Annotated in this window: 17 protein-coding genes; 11 read left to right on the forward strand and 6 right to left on the reverse strand. The window is 61.9% G+C overall.

The window, feature by feature from the left end; all coding sequences use genetic code 11:
- Positions 1–853: 853 nt before the first annotated feature.
- A complete protein-coding gene (locus tag ACNFCH_RS21400) occupies positions 854–2782 on the reverse strand; it encodes a transglycosylase SLT domain-containing protein (protein WP_337160088.1) in 1929 nt (642 codons plus the stop codon).
- A 222-nt stretch (positions 2783–3004) separates the two neighbouring features.
- On the opposite strand from ACNFCH_RS21400, the gene ACNFCH_RS21405 reads away from it, so the two are divergent.
- Positions 3005–4939 (forward strand): ATP-binding cassette domain-containing protein, encoded by a 1935-nt coding sequence (locus ACNFCH_RS21405; protein WP_337160089.1) that lies wholly within the window; start codon positions 3005–3007, stop codon positions 4937–4939.
- A 108-nt stretch (positions 4940–5047) separates the two neighbouring features.
- Here the strand turns inward: ACNFCH_RS21405 and ACNFCH_RS21410 are convergent, their stop codons facing one another.
- The gene (locus ACNFCH_RS21410) at positions 5048–5491 is read right to left on the reverse strand and encodes a universal stress protein (RefSeq protein WP_043206695.1); all 444 of its coding nucleotides are present in this window, start codon (positions 5489–5491) and stop codon (positions 5048–5050) included.
- A 108-nt stretch (positions 5492–5599) separates the two neighbouring features.
- Here ACNFCH_RS21410 and ACNFCH_RS21415 point away from each other — a divergent pair, with 108 nt between their 5' ends.
- The 7 genes from ACNFCH_RS21415 to ACNFCH_RS21445 all read left to right on the forward strand — a co-directional run bounded on the left by ACNFCH_RS21415 (position 5600) and on the right by ACNFCH_RS21445 (position 13799).
- Positions 5600–6037 carry a hypothetical protein gene (locus ACNFCH_RS21415; protein WP_337160090.1) on the forward strand — a complete coding sequence of 146 codons (438 nt, stop codon included), beginning with the start codon at positions 5600–5602 and terminating at the stop codon, positions 6035–6037.
- A gap of 403 nt (positions 6038–6440) precedes the next feature.
- Positions 6441–8588, forward strand: a complete 2148-nt coding sequence (gene fadB / locus ACNFCH_RS21420) for a fatty acid oxidation complex subunit alpha FadB (protein ID WP_337160091.1) — start codon at positions 6441–6443, stop codon at positions 8586–8588.
- A gap of 31 nt (positions 8589–8619) precedes the next feature.
- On the forward strand, positions 8620–9795 hold the full coding sequence (fadA, locus tag ACNFCH_RS21425; RefSeq protein WP_196164197.1) for an acetyl-CoA C-acyltransferase FadA: 1176 nt from the start codon (positions 8620–8622) through the stop codon (positions 9793–9795).
- Positions 9796–9872: 77 nt separating this feature from the next.
- Positions 9873–10124 (forward strand): DUF1653 domain-containing protein, encoded by a 252-nt coding sequence (locus tag ACNFCH_RS21430; RefSeq protein WP_337160092.1) that lies wholly within the window; start codon positions 9873–9875, stop codon positions 10122–10124.
- A gap of 100 nt (positions 10125–10224) precedes the next feature.
- Positions 10225–12834 carry a type I DNA topoisomerase gene (topA, locus tag ACNFCH_RS21435; RefSeq protein ID WP_337160093.1) on the forward strand — a complete coding sequence of 870 codons (2610 nt, stop codon included), beginning with the start codon at positions 10225–10227 and terminating at the stop codon, positions 12832–12834.
- A gap of 158 nt (positions 12835–12992) precedes the next feature.
- The gene (locus tag ACNFCH_RS21440) at positions 12993–13514 is read left to right on the forward strand and encodes a DUF6586 family protein (protein WP_337160094.1); all 522 of its coding nucleotides are present in this window, start codon (positions 12993–12995) and stop codon (positions 13512–13514) included.
- Between the two features lie 51 nt (positions 13515–13565).
- On the forward strand, positions 13566–13799 hold the full coding sequence (locus ACNFCH_RS21445) for a hypothetical protein (protein WP_043215749.1): 234 nt from the start codon (positions 13566–13568) through the stop codon (positions 13797–13799).
- A gap of 53 nt (positions 13800–13852) precedes the next feature.
- Here the strand turns inward: ACNFCH_RS21445 and sulA are convergent, their stop codons facing one another.
- Positions 13853–14341: an SOS-induced cell division inhibitor SulA gene (sulA, locus tag ACNFCH_RS21450; protein ID WP_337160095.1), complete on the reverse strand. Its 489-nt coding sequence runs from the start codon at positions 14339–14341 to the stop codon at positions 13853–13855.
- A gap of 13 nt (positions 14342–14354) precedes the next feature.
- Positions 14355–14963, reverse strand: coding sequence for a transcriptional repressor LexA (gene lexA / locus ACNFCH_RS21455; protein WP_070093465.1), 609 nt, complete (start codon positions 14961–14963; stop codon positions 14355–14357).
- A 241-nt stretch (positions 14964–15204) separates the two neighbouring features.
- On the opposite strand from lexA, the gene ACNFCH_RS21460 reads away from it, so the two are divergent.
- Genes ACNFCH_RS21460 through nagZ form a run of 3 tightly spaced genes read left to right on the forward strand, consistent with a single transcriptional unit; the run spans position 15205 to position 17504 of the window.
- On the forward strand, positions 15205–15918 hold the full coding sequence (locus tag ACNFCH_RS21460) for a TetR/AcrR family transcriptional regulator (RefSeq protein WP_337160096.1): 714 nt from the start codon (positions 15205–15207) through the stop codon (positions 15916–15918).
- A gap of 39 nt (positions 15919–15957) precedes the next feature.
- Positions 15958–16482 carry a L,D-transpeptidase family protein gene (locus tag ACNFCH_RS21465; RefSeq protein ID WP_416743672.1) on the forward strand — a complete coding sequence of 175 codons (525 nt, stop codon included), beginning with the start codon at positions 15958–15960 and terminating at the stop codon, positions 16480–16482.
- Between the two features lie 23 nt (positions 16483–16505).
- Positions 16506–17504, forward strand: coding sequence for a beta-N-acetylhexosaminidase (gene nagZ, locus ACNFCH_RS21470; RefSeq protein WP_416743717.1), 999 nt, complete (start codon positions 16506–16508; stop codon positions 17502–17504).
- 250 nt (positions 17505–17754) lie between these two features.
- Here nagZ and ACNFCH_RS21475 read toward each other — a convergent pair whose 3' ends face one another.
- Together ACNFCH_RS21475 and ACNFCH_RS21480 are read right to left on the reverse strand one after the other, a co-directional pair.
- Entirely contained in the window at positions 17755–21072 is a 3318-nt protein-coding gene (locus tag ACNFCH_RS21475) for an SNF2-related protein (RefSeq protein WP_416743674.1), read from the reverse strand.
- Between the two features lies 1 nt (position 21073).
- Positions 21074–21646 (reverse strand): CsiV family protein, encoded by a 573-nt coding sequence (locus ACNFCH_RS21480; protein ID WP_337160098.1) that lies wholly within the window; start codon positions 21644–21646, stop codon positions 21074–21076.
- Positions 21647–21649: the final 3 nt, after the last annotated feature.

Below are 21649 nucleotides of genomic sequence, written 5' to 3' on the forward strand. Positions count from 1 at the left end.
TACTTTTGCCATCAACGCCTGCGCACCATCGACGTGAATAAACCTGATTACGGACCATAATGTGTCAACCATGTCTCCGCACACGTGTCAGCGATGTGTCCGGTCTCTACAGTCTTGGCCAAAAGTAACCAAAAGCCGCGCGCCCCCTGCATCCGGCCCGGCGCTTCGCACCGGGTTCCCTCGCTGCGGTGTCTTGCGGGGCCTCGCGGCCTCCGGCTGGCTGCGCCAGCCTCCATCTCGCGACTTCGGCTACGCCGAAGGGCGCTACGCGCCTGCCCCTACAGACACCTCCGCTCGGCCTGCTGATGGGACGCAAGTTACAGGCGGCGCCTGGGCTGGCGTTGTTTCATTCAGTGGTTTTTGTGGTGAGCTTTTTGGCCCATTCGCGGGTAAATCGGAGCGCCGAACCGCCGCTCCCACAGGTACAGCGCCGTTCTCAAGGACAGCGGTGAGCCTGTGGGAGCGGGTTTACCCGCGAATAGGCCCGCACAAACAACAAATAATTAGCTTGTTTGCCGTTGCCGTTGCTTTTGATGCGCGATAGTCCAGGCGCCACCAATCGCGACCTCAGGAGGCCGAGTGGAGGTGTCTGTAGGGGCAGGCGCGCAGCGCCCTTCGGCGTAGCCGAAGTCGCGAGATGGAGGCTTGCGTAGCAAGCCGGAGGCCGCGAAGCCCCGTAAGGCACCGGAGCGGAGGGAACCCCGGAGCGCAGCGCAGGGGCCGTATGTGGGAGCAAGACGGCTTTGGTTACTTTGGCCAAGACCAAAGTGACCCGCCGTGAAGGCGGAAAGCGCCAGTGGCGCCACCACCAAAACCGGATATTCACACTCTCTGAAAGCCCAAGCCCAAGCCCTCACATATCGTCAAAATACCGCTCATGCCAATCCACCAACGGCTGCGGCGAATTCAGCTTCTGTCCATAGATCACCGAATAAGACAACACGTTCTGCACATACTGCCGCGTTTCGTCGAACGGGATCGACTCCACCCACACATCGAAGCTCAGGTGCTTGGCGCCCTTGAGCCACTGCCGTACCCGTCCGGGACCTGCGTTGTACGCCGCCGAGGCCAAGACCCGGTTACCGTTGAACTGCCCATGCACCTGGCTCAGGTAAGCCGCGCCAAGCTGAATGTTCTTGTCCGGATTGAGCACCTGCGAAGGCGAGGCCAGCGGAATGTTGAACTTGCGCGCTGTCTCTTTGGCCGTCGCCGGCATCAGCTGCATCAGGCCACTGGCACCCACGCTGGAGCGGGCGTCTTCCATGAAGGCGCTTTCCTGGCGGGTGATGGCGAACACCCAGCTCGAATGCAGCCCGCGTACCTTGGCTTCGCGCACCAGCGTGTCGCGATGGGCCATGGGGAAGCGGATGTCCAGATCATCCCAGTACTGGGCCTGGCTGATCGTCCGGATCGCTGGGAAGTACCAGCGCAGGTCGTAGGCCAGGCGGGCCTGGGCGACCATCTCGTCGCGGTTGAAGTGGCGGCTGACGTGGTACCACTCTCGACGACCCTCGACGATCTGGCCGCGAGCATGGAACTCCAGGGCACGGCGCACGCCAGGGGTGTTACGCACCTTGTTGATCACCTGCTGACTCAGCATCAATGGCTTATTGTTGAGCTGATAGGGCGTTTGTGCGCGGTCTGCGGCGAGGAAACCGTAGAAATCACGCTCGCGAGCCACCGTCTTGTACAGCAGCGGGATCTGCGGATTGTTCGGCTGCGCCAGCTCCAGGCTACGCGCCTGCCAGTAACGCCAGCGGTTGCTGCTGGCCAGGTCCTGGGGCAGGCGCTTGGTCAGCTCATAGGCGTCTTCCCAGCGACCCAGGCGCAACAGCAGGCGCAGGCGCCACTCGCTGACAGTGTTGTCGCGCAGCTCGGGGTCGTAACGGGTCATCAGGTCCAGGGCGCGAGGGTCATAGCGACGCGCCAGGGTCAGGCCGATCTCGCGGGCGATGGCGACCTTCTCGTCGCGAGAGAAGTGCATGCGCTGGGCGTAGTCGTCGAGCAGTGACATGGCCCGCTCAGGGTCCTGACGAGCCAAGCGACGCAAGCCCAGGCTGACCACATCGGACATGGCCTCATTGACGGGGGTAAAGCGTGAAGGCTGATTGAGCAGCTCGGGCTTTTGCGCCACGTCGATCAGCAGGCGGCCCTGGGGGGCGAGGGTGGTCAGGGTCTTGACCAGGTTGTTGGCCAGGCTGTAGTTGCGCGCCTGGGCTGCGAGCTTGGCCCGCTGCCAGCGCTTGGCCTCGGTCAATTGGCCTTCGGCTGCCCACAGACCGAACAGGGTGTCGCAGGCCGCGGGTTGCGACTTGCCGACGTTCCATAGTTTTTCGGCGCTGGCAAAACCTTCCGCGCGCAGGCCATGGGTCAATTGGTACTGGCCGTTCAGGCAGTCCAGCTCGGTGAAGTTGAGCTTGGGGTCGTAGTACTTGACGAAAGTGTTCCATTCGCCGCGCTCGGCCAGCCAGCGCAGCCAGCGCAGTTTCATCCAGTTGGCCTGGGGCAGGTCGCCATGCTGGGCGAGAAAGCTTTCGATCTCTTCATTGCTGGCGCCCTTGAGGCGAGCGGTGAGCTCGTCGTAGGCCAGGTAAGGCGTCAGCGGATAGTCGCGAAGCGCATTGGCATAGCGCAGGTAGGGCCCCTTGTCGCCCTTGGCCAGGGCACGCTTGGCCTCATCATAGTATTGACGTTGCTGGGTGATATCGATGGCCTGTGCCGCGCTCGCAGTGGTGGCGGTGAGCAGCAGGCAGGAAACGAGTTGAAACAGGCGGCTGCGCATGAGACGTCCGGGCAAGTGAACCAAGGAAAAAGTGACGGCGAAGCCAGCACTGTTGGGATCTATTGCCTTAGCTTAGCCGTTTGCCGGCAGCGGGTGAAAGCACTGTGCTTGTATCCAATCATTATCTTCGACCGGATGTCGCAAAGCCTGCCGGGTACGGCCTAGCTGATGCCGGGAAGGGGCAAGTCAGGTAGAATGCGCGCCCGGTTTTTGGAGATGACTATGACCCTGCTCAAATTCAGCGATGTGTCCCTTGCGTTCGGCGCCATGCCGCTACTGGACAAGGTGTCCTGGCAGATCGCGCGTGGCGAGCGGGTGTGCATCATCGGCCGTAACGGCACCGGCAAATCGAGCATGCTGCGCCTGGTCAAGGGCGAACAGAAGCCTGATGACGGCGAGATCTGGCGTGCCCCGGGCCTGAAGATCGGCGAACTGCCGCAAGAGCTGCCGGTGGCCGACGAGCGTACGGTGTTCGACGTAGTGGCCGAAGGCCTGGATGGCGTCGGTGCGCTGTTGGCCGAGTATCACCACCTGAGCCAGAACATCCAGGGCGATGCCGACCTCGAGAAGCTGATGCATGTCCAGCATGAGCTCGAAGCCCGCGATGGCTGGCGCCTGCAGCAGGTGGTGGAAAGCACCCTGAGCCGCCTGCAACTGCCCGCAGACAAGACCCTCGCCGAGCTGTCCGGTGGTTGGCGTCGGCGTGTGCTGCTCGCCCAGGCGCTGGTATCCGAGCCAGACCTGTTGCTGCTCGACGAGCCGACCAACCATTTGGACATCGGCGCCATCGCCTGGCTCGAAGAGGCACTGAGCGGTTTCAACGGCGCCGTGCTGTTCATCACTCACGACCGTTCCTTCCTGCAAAATCTGGCTACCCGCATCCTGGAGCTGGATCGGGGCGGGCTGATTGACTGGAACGGCGATTACGCAAGCTTCCTGGTGCACAAGGAGGCCATGCTGGCCGCGGAGGAAACCGCCAATGCGCTGTTCGACAAGCGCTTGGCTCAGGAAGAGGTGTGGATTCGCCAGGGCATCAAGGCTCGACGTACCCGCAACGAAGGCCGCGTGCGTGCCCTGAAAGCCTTGCGTGTGGAGCGTGGCGAACGTCGCGAGCGCCAGGGTAAGGCGAATATTCAGATCGAGGTTGCGGACAAGTCTGGCAAGCAGGTCATGATGCTGGAGAATGTCAGCTTCGCGCACGCCGATGGCCCGGCGCTGGTCAAGAACTTCTCCATGGTCCTGCAGCGCGAGGACCGCATCGGCCTGCTGGGTGCCAACGGTACCGGCAAGACCACTTTGCTCAAGCTGATGCTGGGCGATCTCGAGCCCACTTCGGGCAAGGTCGAACGCGGTACTAAGCTGGAGGTCGCCTACTTCGACCAACTGCGCCATCAACTGGACCTGGAGAAGACGGTCATCGACAACCTTGCCGAAGGGCGGGACTTCATCGAGATCGACGGCCAGAACCGACACGTGCTCAGCTACCTGGGCGACTTCCTGTTCAGCCCACAGCGTGCCCGTACGCCGGTCAAGGCGTTGTCCGGAGGCGAACGGGCCCGGCTGTTGCTGGCCAAGCTGTTCAGCAAGCCAGCCAACCTGCTGGTGCTGGACGAGCCGACCAACGACCTGGATGTGGAGACCCTCGAGCTGCTCGAGGAAGTGCTCTCCAACTTCAAGGGCACCGTGCTGATGGTCAGCCATGACCGGGCGTTCCTCGACAACGTGGTGACCAGCACCCTGGTGTTCGAGGGCGAAGGTCGAGTGCGTGAGTACGTCGGTGGCTATGAAGACTGGATTCGCCAAGGTGGCTCGCCCAAGCTGCTTGGCGTAGCCGAGAGCAAGGGCGGCAAGGCCGAGCTGGGCAGTGCTGTGGTGGAGAAGCCTGTCGAGCAGGCAGCATCTGCAGCGAGCGTATCGGTGGCTGCGGCGGATCCGGCGAAGAAGAAATTGAGCTACAAGCTGCAGCGCGAGCTCGAGGCCCTGCCTGGGCAGATCGATGAACTGGAACAGCGCATGGCTACGGTGCAGGAAGAGGTCAATGCCCCAGGCTTCTACCAGCGACCGATTGGCGAGACTTCAGCAGTGCTGGCCAAACTTGAACAGATGCAGGGCGAGCTGGATACGCTGGTCGAGCGCTGGGCAGAACTGGAAGGGTAAGCGGCTCAAGCCGTCCGGGGGCGCTTTGCGCATCACCGGGTTTCGCCAGCTCCCTTGGCTGGAAGCTGGTGAAACCTGTGATGGCCTGTTGAACGGCTTAAGGCAGGTTTAGCCTTCTTTCTTTTGTAGGCGTACGGCCAGCACGTCACAAGGCGCGCCGTGCAGCACATCGTTTGCGGTGGAGCCCAGCAGCAAGGCCAGGCCATGGCGGCCGTGGCTGCCGACCACGATCAGGTCGCAGTTCTGGTCCTTGGCCAGTTGATGGATTTCCTGGCGTGGCTGGCCGTAGGTCAGGTGCGAGTCGCCACGGTTGATGGTCGGGTACTTGTTGAACAGGCGGTCCATGCGCTCCTTGGCCTGATCGAACTGTTGCTGCTGCAATTGCGACAGGTCCATCGGCACGTCGCCACCGAAGGCCATGGCCATGGGTTCGACGATGTGCACCAGCGAAACCTTGGCCCCAGTCGGTTCGGCGAGCTTCATGGCGCGCTTGATCACCGGGTCGCATTCTTCGGTCAGGTCGACAGCAACCAGAAGATGTTCGTAGGACATGGTGGTACTCCTGACATTTGCGATAGTAGAAGTATGGTCGCTTTCGGGCCGAGTGCCGAGAAACCTGGCTAACCGGCTCATTTGCAACGCTTTATGGAATCTACAGATATGACGGTATTGCTGGTGGTGTCAATCCTTGCGCTGATTCTAAGTCCCATGGCCTGGCTTCGCCCTTCGCGAAAACAGAGCGAGCAGATGAGCCTGCGCCTGGAAGGCCGGCGCATGGGGCTGGCCATGCAGTTGGCGCCTCAGCAGTGGCCTCATTGGCTGGAAAAAGAGCCTCCCAGCCCTTGTCCGCAGTACCATCGCGCCCGGCGCAGGGGGAGCGACGACACTTGGAGTTACTGGCAAATCACGCCAGGGATCTGGTGGAACCAGTGGCGCGAGCCCTGCGAAGATCCACGCTTGAGCGAGGCCTTTGCGCGCCTGCCGGCAACGGTCTACAAAATCGAGGCCGACAGCCGCATGTTGGCTCTGTACTGGAGCGAGCGGGGCGACAAGTCTGTTTTGCAGGATATTGCCCAAGTGCTCGAAACCCTCGCCTGACCTCGACCTCTCCAGGGCCGCTTTCGCGGCCCCGCTAGCGCCATAAGCTCCCTCCTGACCTTGAACTCCCGCTTACACAGGTGCATTCCTGGGGCGTTGGCTGTCTATCTTCCTGCTGAATGTGTGGCAATCACTGTCATCATGTTTCGTACCCGTGCGGTGCAAAATGACCGGAAAGTCGCGTTTTAAGGGTGCTTTCGAGCATTTGACAATGCCGATCTTTTCGGTGAATGTGTGCATACCCAAATCAAACGGGCGTATGAATTGAGCGTTTGTATGTCAGATCGCTCGTACAGAATCCCGACTATCGCGCTGACGGGTGTGCCTGGAAAGAAGGCTTAGCCGGCCTTCGCACCAGCGATCGGCGTGTACAGTTCAGCTTCCATATCGTGGAGATCAGTTGATGATTTACGAAGGTAAAGCCATCACGGTTAAGGCTCTTGAAAGCGGCATCGTCGAACTGAAGTTCGATCTCAAGGGTGAGTCCGTCAACAAGTTCAACCGCCTGACCCTGGAAGAACTGCGCCAGGCCGTGGACGCCATCAAGGCCGACGCCGCCATCAAGGGCGTGATCGTCAGCAGCGGCAAGGACGTGTTCATCGTCGGCGCCGACATCACCGAATTCGTCGACAACTTCAAGCTGCCCGAGGCCGAGCTGGTCGGCGGCAACCTGCAAGCCAACCGCATCTTCAACGACTTCGAAGACCTCGGCGTGCCGACCGTAGCTGCCATCAACGGCGTCGCCCTGGGTGGTGGTCTGGAAATGTGCCTGGCGGCCGACTACCGCGTCATGTCCTCGAACGCCAAGATCGGCCTGCCGGAAGTCAAACTGGGCATCTACCCAGGCTTTGGTGGCACCGTGCGACTGCCGCGCCTGATCGGTTCGGACAATGCCATCGAGTGGATCGCCTCCGGCAAGGAAAACCGTGCCGAGGACGCGCTCAAGGTCGGCGCCGTCGACGCAGTGGTTGCTCCCGAGCTGCTGCAGGCCGCTGCCCTGGACTTGGTCAAGCGCGCCATCAGTGGTGAGCTGGACCACAAGGCCAAGCGCCAGCCAAAGCTTGAAAAGCTCAAGCTCAATGCCATTGAGCAGATGATGGCCTTCGAGACTGCCAAGGGCTTCGTCGCCGGTCAGGCCGGTCCGAACTACCCGGCACCGGTCGAAGCCATCAAGACCATCCAGAAAGCCGCCAATTTCGGTCGCGACAAGGCCCTGGAAGTCGAGGCCGCAGGTTTTGCCAAGCTGGCCCGCACTTCGGTCGCCGAAAGCTTGATTGGCTTGTTCCTCAATGATCAGGAACTCAAGCGCAAGGCCAAGGCGTACGACGAGATCGCACGCGACGTGAAGCAGGCCGCCGTGCTCGGCGCCGGTATCATGGGGGGCGGTATTGCCTATCAGTCCGCCGTCAAGGGCACGCCGATCCTGATGAAGGACATCCGCGAGGAGGCCATCCAGTTGGGCTTGAACGAGGCCTCCAAGCTGCTCGGCAAGCGTGTCGAGAAGGGTCGTCTGACCCCAGCGAAGATGGCCGAGGCACTCAACGCCATTCGCCCAGCCCTGTCCTACGGTGATTTCGGCAACGTCGATATCGTTGTCGAGGCGGTGGTCGAGAATCCGAAGGTCAAGCAGGCAGTGCTGGCGGAAGTGGAAGGGCAGGTCAAAGAGGATGCGATTCTCGCCTCCAACACCTCGACCATTTCCATCAACCTACTGGCCAAGGCCCTCAAGCGCCCCGAGAACTTCGTCGGCATGCACTTCTTCAACCCGGTGCACATGATGCCGCTGGTGGAAGTCATCCGTGGCGAGAAATCCAGTGAAGTGGCGGTCGCCACCACCGTCGCCTACGCCAAGAAAATGGGCAAAAACCCGATTGTGGTCAACGACTGCCCGGGCTTTTTGGTCAACCGCGTGCTGTTCCCGTACTTCGGTGGTTTCGCCAAACTGGTGAGCGCCGGTGTCGACTTCGTGCGCATCGACAAGGTAATGGAAAAGTTCGGCTGGCCGATGGGCCCGGCCTATCTGATGGACGTGGTCGGCATCGACACCGGCCACCACGGTCGCGACGTCATGGCCGAGGGCTTCCCGGACCGCATGAAGGACGATCGCCGTTCTGCTGTCGACGCCCTGTACGAGGCCAATCGCCTGGGCCAGAAGAACGGCAAGGGCTTCTACGCCTACGAAACCGACAAGCGCGGCAAGCCGAAGAAGGTCGCCGATGCCTCGGTGCTGGAGGTGCTCAAGCCGATCGTCTTCGAGCAGCGTGAAGTGACCGATGAAGACATCATCAATTGGATGATGATCCCACTGTGTCTGGAAACCGTCCGCTGCCTGGAAGATGGCATCGTCGAGACCGCCGCCGAGGCCGATATGGGCCTGGTGTACGGCATCGGCTTCCCTCCCTTCCGTGGTGGCGCGCTGCGCTACATCGATTCGATCGGGGTCGCTGAGTTCGTTGCCCTGGCCGACCAGTATGCCGATCTGGGGCCGCTGTACCACCCGACCGCGAAGCTGCGCGAAATGGCCAAGAACGGCCAGCGCTTCTTCAACTGAGCGCCCAACGAGTTAGAGCGAGAGTATTGATATGAGCCTGAATCCAAGAGACGTGGTGATTGTCGACTTCGGTCGCACGCCGATGGGTCGTTCCAAAGGCGGCATGCACCGTAACACCCGTGCCGAGGATATGTCCGCGCACCTGATCAGCAAGTTGCTGGAGCGCAACGACAAGGTCGATCCGAAAGAAGTCGAGGACGTGATCTGGGGTTGCGTCAACCAGACCCTGGAGCAGGGCTGGAACATTGCCCGCATGGCGTCGTTGATGACCCCGATCCCACACACCTCCGCTGCCCAGACCGTCAGCCGCCTGTGCGGCTCGTCGATGAGCGCGCTGCACACCGCCGCCCAGGCGATCATGACTGGCAATGGCGATGTGTTCGTCGTCGGTGGTGTCGAGCACATGGGGCACGTCAGCATGATGCACGGCGTGGACCCCAACCCGCACCTGTCCCTGCATGCCGCCAAGGCGTCGGGCATGATGGGCCTGACTGCGGAAATGCTCGGCAAGATGCACGGCATCACCCGTGAGCAGCAAGACCTGTTTGGCCTGCGTTCGCACCAGCTTGCCCACCAGGCGACGGTCGAGGGTAACTTCAAGGATGAGATCATCCCGATGCAGGGCTATGACGAGAACGGTTTCCTGAAGGTCTTCGATTACGATGAGACCATTCGCCCGGAAACCACCCTCGAGGGCCTGGCGTCGCTCAAGCCGGCGTTCAACCCTAAAGGGGGCACTGTCACCGCCGGTACTTCGTCGCAGATCACCGACGGCGCTTCGTGCATGATCGTCATGTCCGGCCAGCGTGCGATGGACCTGGGGATCCAGCCCTTGGCGGTCATCCGCGCCATGGCGGTAGCCGGCGTCGACCCGGCAATTATGGGCTATGGCCCTGTCCCGTCTACCCAGAAAGCCCTCAAGCGTGCCGGTCTGACCATGGCCGATATCGACTTCATCGAGCTCAACGAAGCGTTCGCTGCACAGGCCCTGCCCGTGCTCAAGGACCTGAAAGTGCTCGACAAGATGGATGAGAAGGTTAACCTGCACGGCGGCGCCATCGCGTTGGGCCACCCGTTCGGTTGCTCGGGGGCACGGATTTCCGGCACCCTGCTCAATGTCATGAAGCAAAAAGGCGGCACCCTCGGCGTCGCCACCATGTGTGTCGGCCTGGGCCAAGGCATCACCACTGTCTTCGAACGCGTCTGATCGCGTTGTCGACAGCAACCGGGGCCTTGTGCCCCGGTTTTTGTTTTTACAGGATTTGTTTCAAGAGGGTGGACGGCATGCAGATACAACCCGGTGTGTACCGGCATTACAAGGGGCCTGAGTACCGTGTGTTCGGCGTTGCACGGCACTCCGAGACCGAAGAGTGGGTCGTGTTCTACCAGGCGTTGTATGGCGAATTCGGGCTCTGGGTGAGGCCGTTGTCGATGTTCCTGGAGTCTGTCGAGGTTGACGGCGAGCAGGTGCCACGCTTTGCTTTGGTCAAGGCCGAAGAGGGGCGGTTCGAGCAGCCTGGCGTAGCGGGTGGCTGAACCTGAGCGCTTGACCTCACTCTGTTGCCACTATATATAGCGGTGCCGCGTCTGGCACCTGACGCGTTTTTCATCTTCAGATTCAGGAATACTCCGATCCATGGGCAAATCGCTGGTCATTGTGGAATCCCCGGCCAAGGCCAAGACCATCAACAAGTACCTGGGCAGCCAGTACGTGGTGAAGTCGAGTATCGGCCATATCCGAGACCTCCCCACCAGCGGTTCGGCCAGCGCCACCAAAGAACCGGCGGCCAAGCGCGGCAAGACCGCGTCTGAGGCCCCAGCGCTGTCGCCGAAGGAGAAGGCACGCCGCCAGCTGGTCGCTCGCATGGGTGTCGACCCGGAAGCCGGCTGGAAAGCCAAGTACGAAATCCTGCCCGGCAAGGAAAAGGTCATCGACGAACTGCGTCGCCTGGCCAAGGATGCCGACACCATCTATCTCGCAACCGACTTGGACCGCGAAGGGGAAGCCATTGCCTGGCACCTGCGCGAAGCCATCGGTGGTGATGACAGCCGCTACAAGCGCGTGGTGTTCAACGAAATTACCAAGAAGGCTATTCAGGAGGCCTTCTCCCAACCGGGCGAGCTGGACATCGACCGGGTCAACGCCCAGCAGGCGCGCCGCTTCCTCGATCGCGTGGTCGGCTACATGGTCTCGCCGTTGCTGTGGGCCAAGATCGCTCGCGGGCTGTCGGCTGGACGCGTGCAGTCGGTGGCCGTGAAGCTGGTGGTGGAACGTGAGCGCGAAATCCGGGCCTTCAATCCTGAAGAATACTGGGAAGTGCACGCTGACCTGGGAACCGCCAAGAATGCCAAGGTGCGTTTCGAAGTGGCGCGCGAGAAGGGCGAAGCCTTCAAGCCACTGAACGAAGCCCAGGCCATGGCGGCGCTGGAGAAGCTCAAGGCCTCCAGCTACAGCGTCGCCAAGCGTGAAGACCGCCCGACCAGCAGTAAACCGTCGGCGCCGTTCATTACCTCCACCCTGCAGCAGGCAGCGAGCAACCGCCTGGGCTTTGGGGTGAAGAAAACCATGATGATGGCCCAGCGTCTCTACGAGGCGGGCTACATCACCTATATGCGTACCGACTCGACCAACCTGTCGGTCGATGCCCTGGACATGGCGCGCAGCTACATTGAACGTGAGTTCGGCAAGCAGTACCTGCCGGAGAAGCCGGTGGTGTATGGCAGCAAGGAGGGCGCCCAGGAGGCGCACGAGGCGATTCGCCCCTCCGATGTCAATACTCACCCGACCAAGCTCAGTGGCATGGAGCGTGACGCCGAGCGCTTGTACGAGTTGATCTGGCGCCAGTTCCTGGCCTGCCAGATGCCGCCTGCGCAATACCTGTCCACCAGCGTCACGGTCAATGCCGGTGACTTCGAGCTGCGTGCCAAAGGCCGTATCCTCAAATTCGACGGTTATACCCGTGTACTGCCTCAACAGAGCAAGCCAGGCGAAGACGACGTGCTGCCGGAAATGGCCCAGGGCGAGCCGCTCAAGCTCATCCAGCTCGATCCGAGCCAGCACTTCACCAAGCCGCCGGCGCGCTACACCGAAGCCAGCCTGGTCAAGGAAATGGAAAAGCGCGGGATCGGTCGTCCATCGACCTATGCGGCGATCATTTCCACCATCCAGGACCGTGGCTACGTGACGTTGCATAACCGCCGCTTCTACTCCGAGAAGATGGGCGACATCGTCACCGAGCGTCTGTCGGAGAGCTTCTCCAATCTCATGGACTACGGCTTTACCGCCGGCATGGAAGAGAATCTCGATGATGTGGCCCAAGGCGAGCGTGACTGGAAAAACGTTCTGGACGAGTTCTATGGCGACTTCAGCAAGAAGCTTTTGACGGCCGAGTCCGCCGAGAACGGCATGCGTGCCAACCAGCCGACCCTGACCAACATTCCTTGCAAGGAGTGTGGTCGGCCAATGATGATCCGTACCGCCTCCACTGGTGTGTTCTTGGGCTGCTCGGGCTACAGCCTGCCGCCCAAGGAGCGTTGCAAGGCCACTGTGAACCTTGTGCCGGGCGATGAAATCGCTGCCGACGATGAAGGTGAGTCCGAATCCCTGGTCCTGCGTGGCAAGCACCGTTGCCCGATTTGTGCCACGGCGATGGATGCCTATCTGCTAGATGAAAAGCACAAGCTGCACATCTGCGGCAACAACCCGGACTGCGCCGGTTACGAGATCGAGCAGGGCAGCTACCGCATCAAGGGCTATGAAGGGCCGAGCCTGGAATGCGACAAGTGTGGTAGCGAGATGCAGCTCAAGACTGGCCGTTTCGGCAAGTTCTTCGGTTGCACCAATCCTGCGTGCAAGAACACCCGCAAGCTGCTCAAGAGCGGCGAGGCAGCGCCACCTAAGATGGACAAGGTGGACATGCCCGAGCTCAAGTGTGAAAAGGTCGATGACACCTACGTGCTGCGTGATGGCGCTTCGGGGTTGTTCCTGGCTGCCAGCCAGTTCCCGAAGAACCGAGAAACCCGCGCGCCCCTGGTGCTGGAGATCATTCCGCACAAGCACGAGATCGATCCGAAGTACCACTTCCTGTGCGATGCCCCGCAGAAAGACCCCGAGGGTCGTCCGGCGGTGATTCGCTATAGCCGTAAGACCAAGGAGCAGTACGTGCAGTCCGAAGTCGACGGCAAGCCGACCGGTTGGAAGGCATTCTTCGATGGCAATGCCTGGAAGGTCGAAGACAAGCGCTGATTCAAGCGCGGAAAAAGGGGCCGCTTCACGTCCATCGCGGGCTTATCCAGCGATGGACGTGAAGCGGCCCCAGTCTTTTGTGACATGGAACTTGCGGCAGGGCAGGGCAATCCCTGACACTGAGGTATCGCTTTGCAGCCTCAGGGAGGCCACTGAAGATGGCCCAGGAACTCTACACCCGCACCAACCAGAAACTCTTCTTCGCCGGGCTTGCCCTGGAGTCCATGGCCAAGGCTGAAGGTAGCCAGGCGATGAATGCCCAAGGTTTGATCCAGGCCGAGCGCGAGTCGGCGCTGTTTCACTTGTATGGCGCTCTGCTGGGGCTGTGCCACGAGATCGCAGGTTTCTACCGTTTGCCCCAGGCCACTGCGTCGCGGGTCGAGCTGTTGCTCAATGACGAGGCGCTGGACGGCATTGCTATTCCTGAAGTGGCTGAGCTGCTGGAGTTGGTGCGTCAGCCAGAAACCTGGCTTGCGCATTTGCTGCGCGCTTATGCCGATTTGTTCCGACCGCCGGTCGCCAAGAAAGCCCCGAAAACCGACGTCACCCAGCCGCTGATCCAGGCTGTCAATCTGGATGAGCCCGAGCAACCAGCGCTTTCCCGGCAAGAGCTGGAAAGCTGGCGGGCCAATCTAAAGGACGTGGTCCGACGCTTCCGTGACGCGTTGAGTGAGTGCTGATAGCGCTGGTGGCTGGTACACTATTCGCCTTTCGTGAAAAGCAGGCCCTATATGTCAACGTCCTTTCTAGAAATTGTCGAGTTGCCTGATGGCCGGATCGAACTGCGCCGCGCCGAGGACGAGGGTTCCCTGGTGACCCTGGATTTCTCCGAGGACGCCAAGGCGTTCCTGCAGGGCCAGCATGTTGAAGTGGCTAAGGCCATGTTGAGCGTGGGTGTGCAGATGGCGGGTCGCCTGGTCGAAGGCGATTTCGAGCGTGACGAGGGACCGCGCGTTCTGCACTGAGCATCGCGCTTTCCAGATTCAAGGATTGGATTGATACAGGCAAAGCCTGAACATCAGCCGAGGCGGATGTTCAGGCTTTGTGCGTTTCCGGTATTGGCAGCGCGTATCAATTGCTGGCGTGCGTTGGTACTAACGCTGCCAAGCCAGCTGACGACGGTGTGACTATGGCCCAGGCGCAATGCCTCGCAGGCCAGTTGCAAGGCGCTCTGGTTGGCGCCCGGGTGCAACAGCAGGATACGCTCGCGGTTGAGGCCCGCATCACGCAGCCAAGCTTGGGTCAGGCTGGTGGGTGGGGCGATGAGGGTCAGCCAGCGGGTTTCGTCCTCTTCGCTTAGCTCGCGCAGGATCGGGGCGAGCAGACCCTGGCAATGACCGGGGGCGCCGCGCAGAGACAGTTCGCTGAACAGCTCCGGCTGGTTACCCTTGCGCGGCTGCTCCGCGGCAGCGTCCCGAGGCTTGAGGCCGGGCAGCGCCGGTTGGGCCAGGAATGCCTCGAACAACGGCAACTGGGCTTGCTGGGGTGCGTGGATGAACTGCTGCATGACGCCTCCTGGATCAGCGGCGAATGACGCCGACGCTCAAGCCCTCGATCACCAGTTCCTGTTCTTTCAGGTCGACTTCGATGGGGGCGAATTCGGGATTCTCGGCGATCAACCAGACCTTGCTGCCTTCGCGCTTGAAGCGCTTGACGGTCACTTCATCACCGATGCGGGCAACCACGACCTGGCCATTGCGGGCCTCCCGGCAGGTATGTACCGCTAGCAGGTCGCCGTCGAAGATGCCGATGTCCTTCATGCTCATGCCGTGGACGCGCAGCAGGTAGTCCGCACGAGGGTGAAAGAAGGCTGGGTTGATGTTGCAGGATTCCTCGATGTGTTGCTCGGCGAGGATCGGTGCGCCGGCCGCGACTCGGCCGATGATCGGCAGGCTGCTGTCTTCGGCCTTGGCTTCCAGCCCTGGGATGCGAATGCCGCGAGAGGCGCCTGGGGTCATCTCGATCGCGCCTTTGCGGGCGAGTGCCTTGAGGTGCTCTTCGGCGGCGTTGGGTGATTTGAACCCAAGCTCCTGGGCGATTTCCGCGCGGGTCGGCGGAAAGCCGTTGTCTTCCAGGCAGCGTTTGATGAAAGCCAGGATCTCGGCTTGGCGTGGCGTCAGTTTAAGCATGGCAAGCGCTCTGTCTTTTTATACAGTGACTGGAATTATATACAGTGGCTGGCCAGCTGCAAGCACTGCGGGACGGGAAAACACGCCATTGCGCTCCTCGCTTGGATGAAGCCTGCGCCAGCCGTGGCTTGCAGCGAATATTTGAATGCTGTGGTTAAATGGCGACTGGCGGGTCACCCGGCTTGACAGACGAGGGCTTGAAACGTATGTTTCAAACAACTGTTTGTCAGGCGGAGTAGTCATGGCCCAATCGGAAACCGTTGAACGCATTCTCGATGCTGCAGAGCAGCTGTTTGCGGAGAGGGGGTTCGCGGAAACCTCGTTGCGGCTGATCACCAGCAAGGCCGGGGTCAACCTGGCGGCGGTGAACTACCATTTCGGTTCCAAGAAGGCTCTCATCCAAGCGGTCTTCTCGCGTTTTCTCGGCCCGTTCTGCTCCAGCCTCGAACGTGAACTGGATCGTCGCCAGGCGCGCCCCGAATCCAAGCCAAGCCTGGAAGAACTGCTCGAGATGCTGGTCGAGCAAGCGCTGGTCGTGCAACCTCGCAGTAACAACGACCTGTCGATCTTCATGCGTCTTCTGGGCCTTGCTTTCAGCCAGAGCCAGGGGCACCTGCGTCGATACCTCGAAGACATGTACGGCAAGATATTCCGTCGCTACATGCTGCTGGTCAATGAAGCCGCGCCACGTATCCCGCCACTGGAACTGTTCTGGCGCGTGCACTTCATGCTTGGGGCCGCCGCCTTCAGCATGTCGGGCATCAAGGCGCTGCGGGCCATCGCCGAAACCGATTTTGGCATCAACACCTCGATTGAGCAGGTAATGCGCCTGATGGTGCCATTCCTGGCCGCCGGCATGCGTGCCGACAGCGGGGTCACTGATCCTGCCATGGCCGCCGCGCAACTGCGTCCGCGCAGCAAGAGCGGCGCCGCACAAGCACCAGTCAAGGCCTGACACTGTGCGCTAAGAGGCGCTTGGGCTAAGCTAGCGCCCATGCCTGACCTCGACTTCCTGCATATATCCCTTGCCGACCAGCGCCTCTACGGATTCACCCGTGGGGCGTTGTGCGTGCGCCTGGAGATATCCACCGCGCGTAACGGTGCAGGGGAACTCAATGGCTCTGGTTGTACGCCGCGAGGCCTTCACCAGGTCCGCGCGAAAATCGGTGCCGGTCTGCCGCAGGGCGCTGTACTGCGAAGCCGGCGCTGGACCGGCGAGGTCTGGTCTGCGGCGCTGCATGAGCAATTTCCCGGCCGCGACTGGATCCTGAGTCGCATTCTCTGGCTCAGCGGTTGCGAGCCAGGGTTCAATCGGCTTGGCAAGGTCGATACCTTTCGCCGCTACATCTATTTGCACGGTACGCCGGACACTGAACCTATGGGTATCCCGTTGTCCCATGGTTGCATACGTCTGAGGAACAGCGATCTGATAGCGCTGTTCGAGCGGGTACCGGAACATTGCGCGGTGCGGATCGACGAATCCGCCTGCCCGCACTGGGGTGTCCTGCCCCTCCCATGAAGGAATCCAATATGACTGCCCGCCTGCAAGGCTCCCTGATGGTGGATATCGCCGGTAAATGGCTGACCGCCGAAGACCGCCATCTCCTGCGCCAGCCCGAAGTGGCCGGCCTGATCATTTTCGCCCGCAACATCGACAGCCCGCGTCAGGTGCGTGAGCTGTGCGCGTCCATCCGCGCCGTGCGTCCCGACCTGATCCTGGCCGTCGACCAGGAAGGCGGGCGGGTTCAGCGCCTGCGCCAGGGCTTCGTGCGTCTGCCGGCCATGCGTGCGATCGCCGACAACGCCAACGCCGAGTACCTGGCCGAACAGTGTGGTTGGTTGATGGCGACCGAAGTCCTGGCCGTCGGCCTGGACCTGAGCTTTGCTCCGGTACTCGATCTGGACCATCAGCGCAGCGCCGTGGTCGGCAGCCGTGCCTTCGAGGGCGATCCGGCACGCGCCACGCAGCTGGCCGGCGCGTTCATTCGCGGCATGAATGCCGCTGGCATGGCCGCCTGTGGCAAGCACTTCCCAGGGCACGGCTGGGCGGAGGCCGACTCTCACGTGGCCATCCCCACGGATGAGCGCAGCCTCGAGCAATTACGCCAGGCGGACCTGGTGCCCTTCACCCGGCTCAGTGGTCAATTGGCGGCCGTGATGCCAGCCCATGTGATCTACCCACAGATCGATAACCAGCCCGCCGGATTCTCGCGTCGCTGGCTGCAGGACATCCTGCGCGGTGAGCTGGGCTTCGAGGGGGTGATTTTCAGTGATGACCTGTCCATGGCGGGGGCCCATGTGGTCGGCGACGCCGCCAACCGCATCGAAGCGGCGCTGAGCGCAGGCTGCGACATGGGGCTGGTGTGCAATGACCGGGCGGCGGCGGAGCTGGCACTGAGCGCGGCCCAGCGCCTGAAGGTCGAACCATCGCCGCGGATTGCGAGGATGCGTGGCCGTGGTTTTGCCCGTACCGATTACCGGCAACAGCCGCGCTGGCTGGAGGCGCTGAGTGCCTTGAGGGAGGCGCAACTGGTCGATTGACCTTGCGCGCAGGCGATCCGTAGGGCGGGGTGCTGGCGGTGATTACATTGGCCATTCGCGGGTAAACCCCACGGGTTGTCCGGTGCTCTCAACAACACCGCTGTGCCTGTGGGAACTGCGCCAGGGCTGGTATTTGCACGGCTGAAAAGCGCCAAACAATACCAACCGAAGGCGATTCGAGCTTGTCCGGCACCATAGAGTCTTCCACAGAGGCCGCCGCCAACCCCTTCGCGGGCAGGCCTCGCCTGGGTCAGCGGCCGCGCTTACCCGGCAGTGGCGCGAACAGGGCTTCGATCTCCTCATCGCCCAGGCGCCACTGGCCGGCCGATCCGCCATCGAGCAGGCCGGCCGCCAGGGCTGCTTTCTCCTGCTGCAATTGCTGGATCTTTTCTTCCACCGTGCCTCGGGTAATCAGCTTGAACACGAACACCGGTTTGTCCTGGCCAATGCGATAGGCGCGGTCGGTGGCCTGGCTTTCGCTGGCTGGATTCCACCACGGATCATAGTGGATCACTGTGTCGGCAGCCGTCAGGTTCAGGCCCGTGCCGCCGGCTTTGAGGCTGATCAGGAACACCTCGCTTTCGCCATTCTGGAATTGCTGCACTGGCGTGCGCCGATCGCGGGTATCGCCGGTCAGTAGGCTGTAACGGATGTTGCGCTTGGCAAGCTCGGCCTCGATCAGGGCCAGCATCGAGGTGAACTGGGAGAACAGCAGCACTCGACGCCCCTCGCTGAGCAGCTCTTCGAGCATTTCCATCAGGCTGCCGAGCTTGCCTTTGTCAGCCTGGTTGCCCTTGGTCTCCACGCCCTTGACCAGACGCAGGTCACAGCACACTTGGCGCAGTTTGAGCAACGCATCGAGAATGACGATCTGGCTGCGCGCGGCCCCATTGCGGGCAATCTCGTCACGGACTTTCTTGTCCATCGCCACGCGCACGGCTTCATAGGTGTCGCGCTGGGCATCGCTGAGGTCGACCCAGTGGATCATCTCGGTCTTGGCCGGCAGCTCGGTAGCCACCTGCTCTTTGGTGCGGCGCAGCAGGAACGGGCGGATGCGGCTGGCCAGGTGCGCCATGCGTTCGGTGTCGCCGTGGCGCTCGATCGGCGTGCGGTAATCCTGATTGAAGCGCTTGAGGTCACCCAGCCAGCCGGGCATGAGGAAATGGAACAGCGACCACAGCTCGCCCAGGTTGTTTTCCATCGGTGTGCCGGTCAGGCACAGGCGTTGACAGGCCTTGAGATCGCAGACCGCCTGGGCTGCCTTGCTGGTGCTGCTCTTGATGTTCTGCGCCTCGTCGAGGATCAGAAGGCTCCAGTGCAACGCGCGCAGGTGCTCCAGGTCACGCGGTAGCAGGGCGTAGGTGGTCAGGATCACATCGTAGTCGTTAAGCGAGGCGAAATGCTTGCTGCGGCCTGGGCCATGCAACGCCAGGACGCGAAGCTCAGGAGCGAAGCGTTGGGCTTCATCGAGCCAGTTGGGCACAAGGCTTGTGGGCATCACCACCAGCGCGGGTTGCTCCAGGCGCGCGCTTTGTTTTTCAAGCAGCAGATGGGCGAGGGTCTGCAGGGTCTTGCCCAGGCCCATGTCGTCGCCCAGGATGCCGCCGGTGCCCATTTCGCGCAGGGCCTGCAGCCAGTTCAGGCCCTGCTGTTGGTAGGGGCGCAGGTTGGCCTTGAGCCCCTTGGGCGGTTCGATCTGCAAATCACGCGCATCGCGAAGCCGTCGGCCCAGGTCACGCACATGTTCGCCGCCTTCCCAGTGCAGGGGGAGGTGCTCGATATCGTTCAGGCGCGCCGCATCGGCACGCTCCAGGCGCAAGGACGGGCCGACAGCATCCTCATGCAGGTAGAGCTCGCCGAGGGTGCCCATCACCGCCTTGATGCGGCCGTAGGGCAGGGCGACACGCAGGGCAGGGCTGTCCTGGCGTCCCCGGTTCAGGTCGATCAGCAGGTGTTCATCGTCGCTGCGCCGCGCCAACTCGCTGGTTCGCAGCAGTTCAGGACTGCTGCGCAGCAGCTGCAGCACGATCGGCAGCAGACTGTGGCGCTGCCCGTCGACCACGATACCCAGCTCCAAGTCGAACCATTCGTGGCCTGGCGCCTCTTCGACGGTGGCGTACCAGTCGTCCACCTCCTGCAAATCGAAGGCGAAATCCCGGGGAATGTCGATCTCCCAGCCAGCCTGACGCAGTTGGGGTAGACCTTCGCGGGCAAAGCACAGCCAAGCTTCATCGTCGGGTAGCTGGAGCATCTCGCCCGCACTGTCTGGCAGGGCTTTGCTCTGTCGGGTGGCGGGCTTGAAGCCCAGTTCGCGCAGGGTTTTGCGGATGGCTTGCTCGGCCTTGGGCTGGCGACGGATGCGCTGACTGGTTTCTCCTACCAGGCGACTCACGGGTTTTTCGTCATTGCCGCTGGCCATCAGGCCGTCGTAGTTGAACGCGAGCGCGGCGCGGTGCTGCATCTGGCGCTGCATGCGGCCGGTCTTGGGCATGTAGGCGCTGAACTCCAGGCTGCCCAGGGTCAGGTGCGGACGTGGCTGGATGTCGTCATGCTCTTCGCTGCGCACGGCGGTGGGCGTGGGGACCTGGCGGTTCAAGGCGTTCAGACGGTGACTCAAAGGGACAACCAGGTGTTCGGGTACGATGGGCGCACGTGCCAGCTGACTGGCGATGAACGGGTCCAGATTGTGCCGCAGCCTGCCGGTCTGGTGGGTCTGTGGATTGACGTAGTACAGCGGGTCCAGTGGCAGGACCTGAAGCGGCGTATCGCTGTCATGATGCCAATCCCCCCGATAGGCACCATCCTCTAGTCGGACCCAGCGAAATTCGGCAGCCTGATCCGGGCCGGGGGTCAGCGGTTCCTGCTGCTCGTCGAACAGCAGGCGACCGCTCGCCAGAGCGTATTCGAGCAGCTCGGCGCCTTTCTTACCCTCCAGGTGGATCACCGATGAGACGACGCTGCTGTTCTGGGCGCTGATCAAGCGCAGCAGTCTTGCATCGGCTTCGGTCACATAGCGGGGGGTGTAGTAGATCATTTCCTGCAGCGAGGTGATCCGGGCCAACTTCAGTGTGTCGTCGCTCTGGCGTGTGCCTTTTATGGCCTCCAGGCGCCATTGCGCCTGGTTCAGGCTGATCTGGTAATAGATGGCCGGCCCTTTGCGCGAGGGGCTTTGATTGGGTGGCGCAGGCTCGGGTTTCTCCAGCGTCTTGACCCATTGGCTCAGCTCTGTCGGGAGGGACAGCCCGTCATCGCTGGCGTCGTGATCATCGATGGATGCCTGCAAATGGAAAAGGGTCGCTGCGCAATGCTTGCAGTTGATGCCCACAGGGCAGGTGCAGCGCCCCAGCACCCGCAGCCTGCCAGCGTTCGGCTGGAGGTGGATCTTCTGGGTGTAGCGCTGGCCTGCCGAGCCCAGGCAGGCGGCCTCTATCGTTCTGTCATGGATCGAAAGCGTTTTTGTCCGGCCCTGTGTGGCGTAGGTTTGTCCACGGGCGAGCGTTCCGGCGTCGAAATCCGACGTCCAGCTTTCATCGCGCTGAAGCAGGTGCCGCACATCGCTCTCGCTCACCTCACTGCTCCATCATCTCCGGATCCATCACCGGCATCTTGCGCATGCCTGCAGGTGTCACCTTCAGCAGTACGGCCAGGTGCCCGCCGTCGAGGAAGGTCAGCTGGTTGCCCTTCATGTTGCTGTTGCTCTGCTTGAACTGCTCGCTGCGCACCACGGCACCGTTGCCGTCGAGCTGGTTCACCCAGAAATTGGCCTGGACGGCGATGAAGCGGCCATCGGCGATGCTCAGGTTGCCCTCGATGGGGAAATGACCGAACTGCTCCTGGCCTGCGCCCAGGGCGATACGGCTCGGTTCGGCGCCCACTTCCTGTTGCCAGGCCTTGTGCATCAGCACGGTGTAGTCGGCGGTCGCTTGCAGCCGGGTGACTTCGTCTTCCAGCGCCAGGGGGCGCTCGGCACCCTTGTCCAGGCGTGGGGCGCCGGCGCTCCAGTCTTCGGGGGCGAACGGACTGGTTACCGCAGGCACGGCATTCTGCCGTACCAGGATCATTTCCACCTGATAAAGGCCTTCGGCGAAGGCGGCCGGCGCGAACAGCGTCAGCATCAAGGTCAGGCAACGAATGGCACGCATGGA

Origin of the sequence: Pseudomonas sp. NY15354, assembly GCF_048068075.1 — a bacterium.
GTDB lineage: Bacteria > Pseudomonadota > Gammaproteobacteria > Pseudomonadales > Pseudomonadaceae > Aquipseudomonas > Aquipseudomonas guariconensis_C.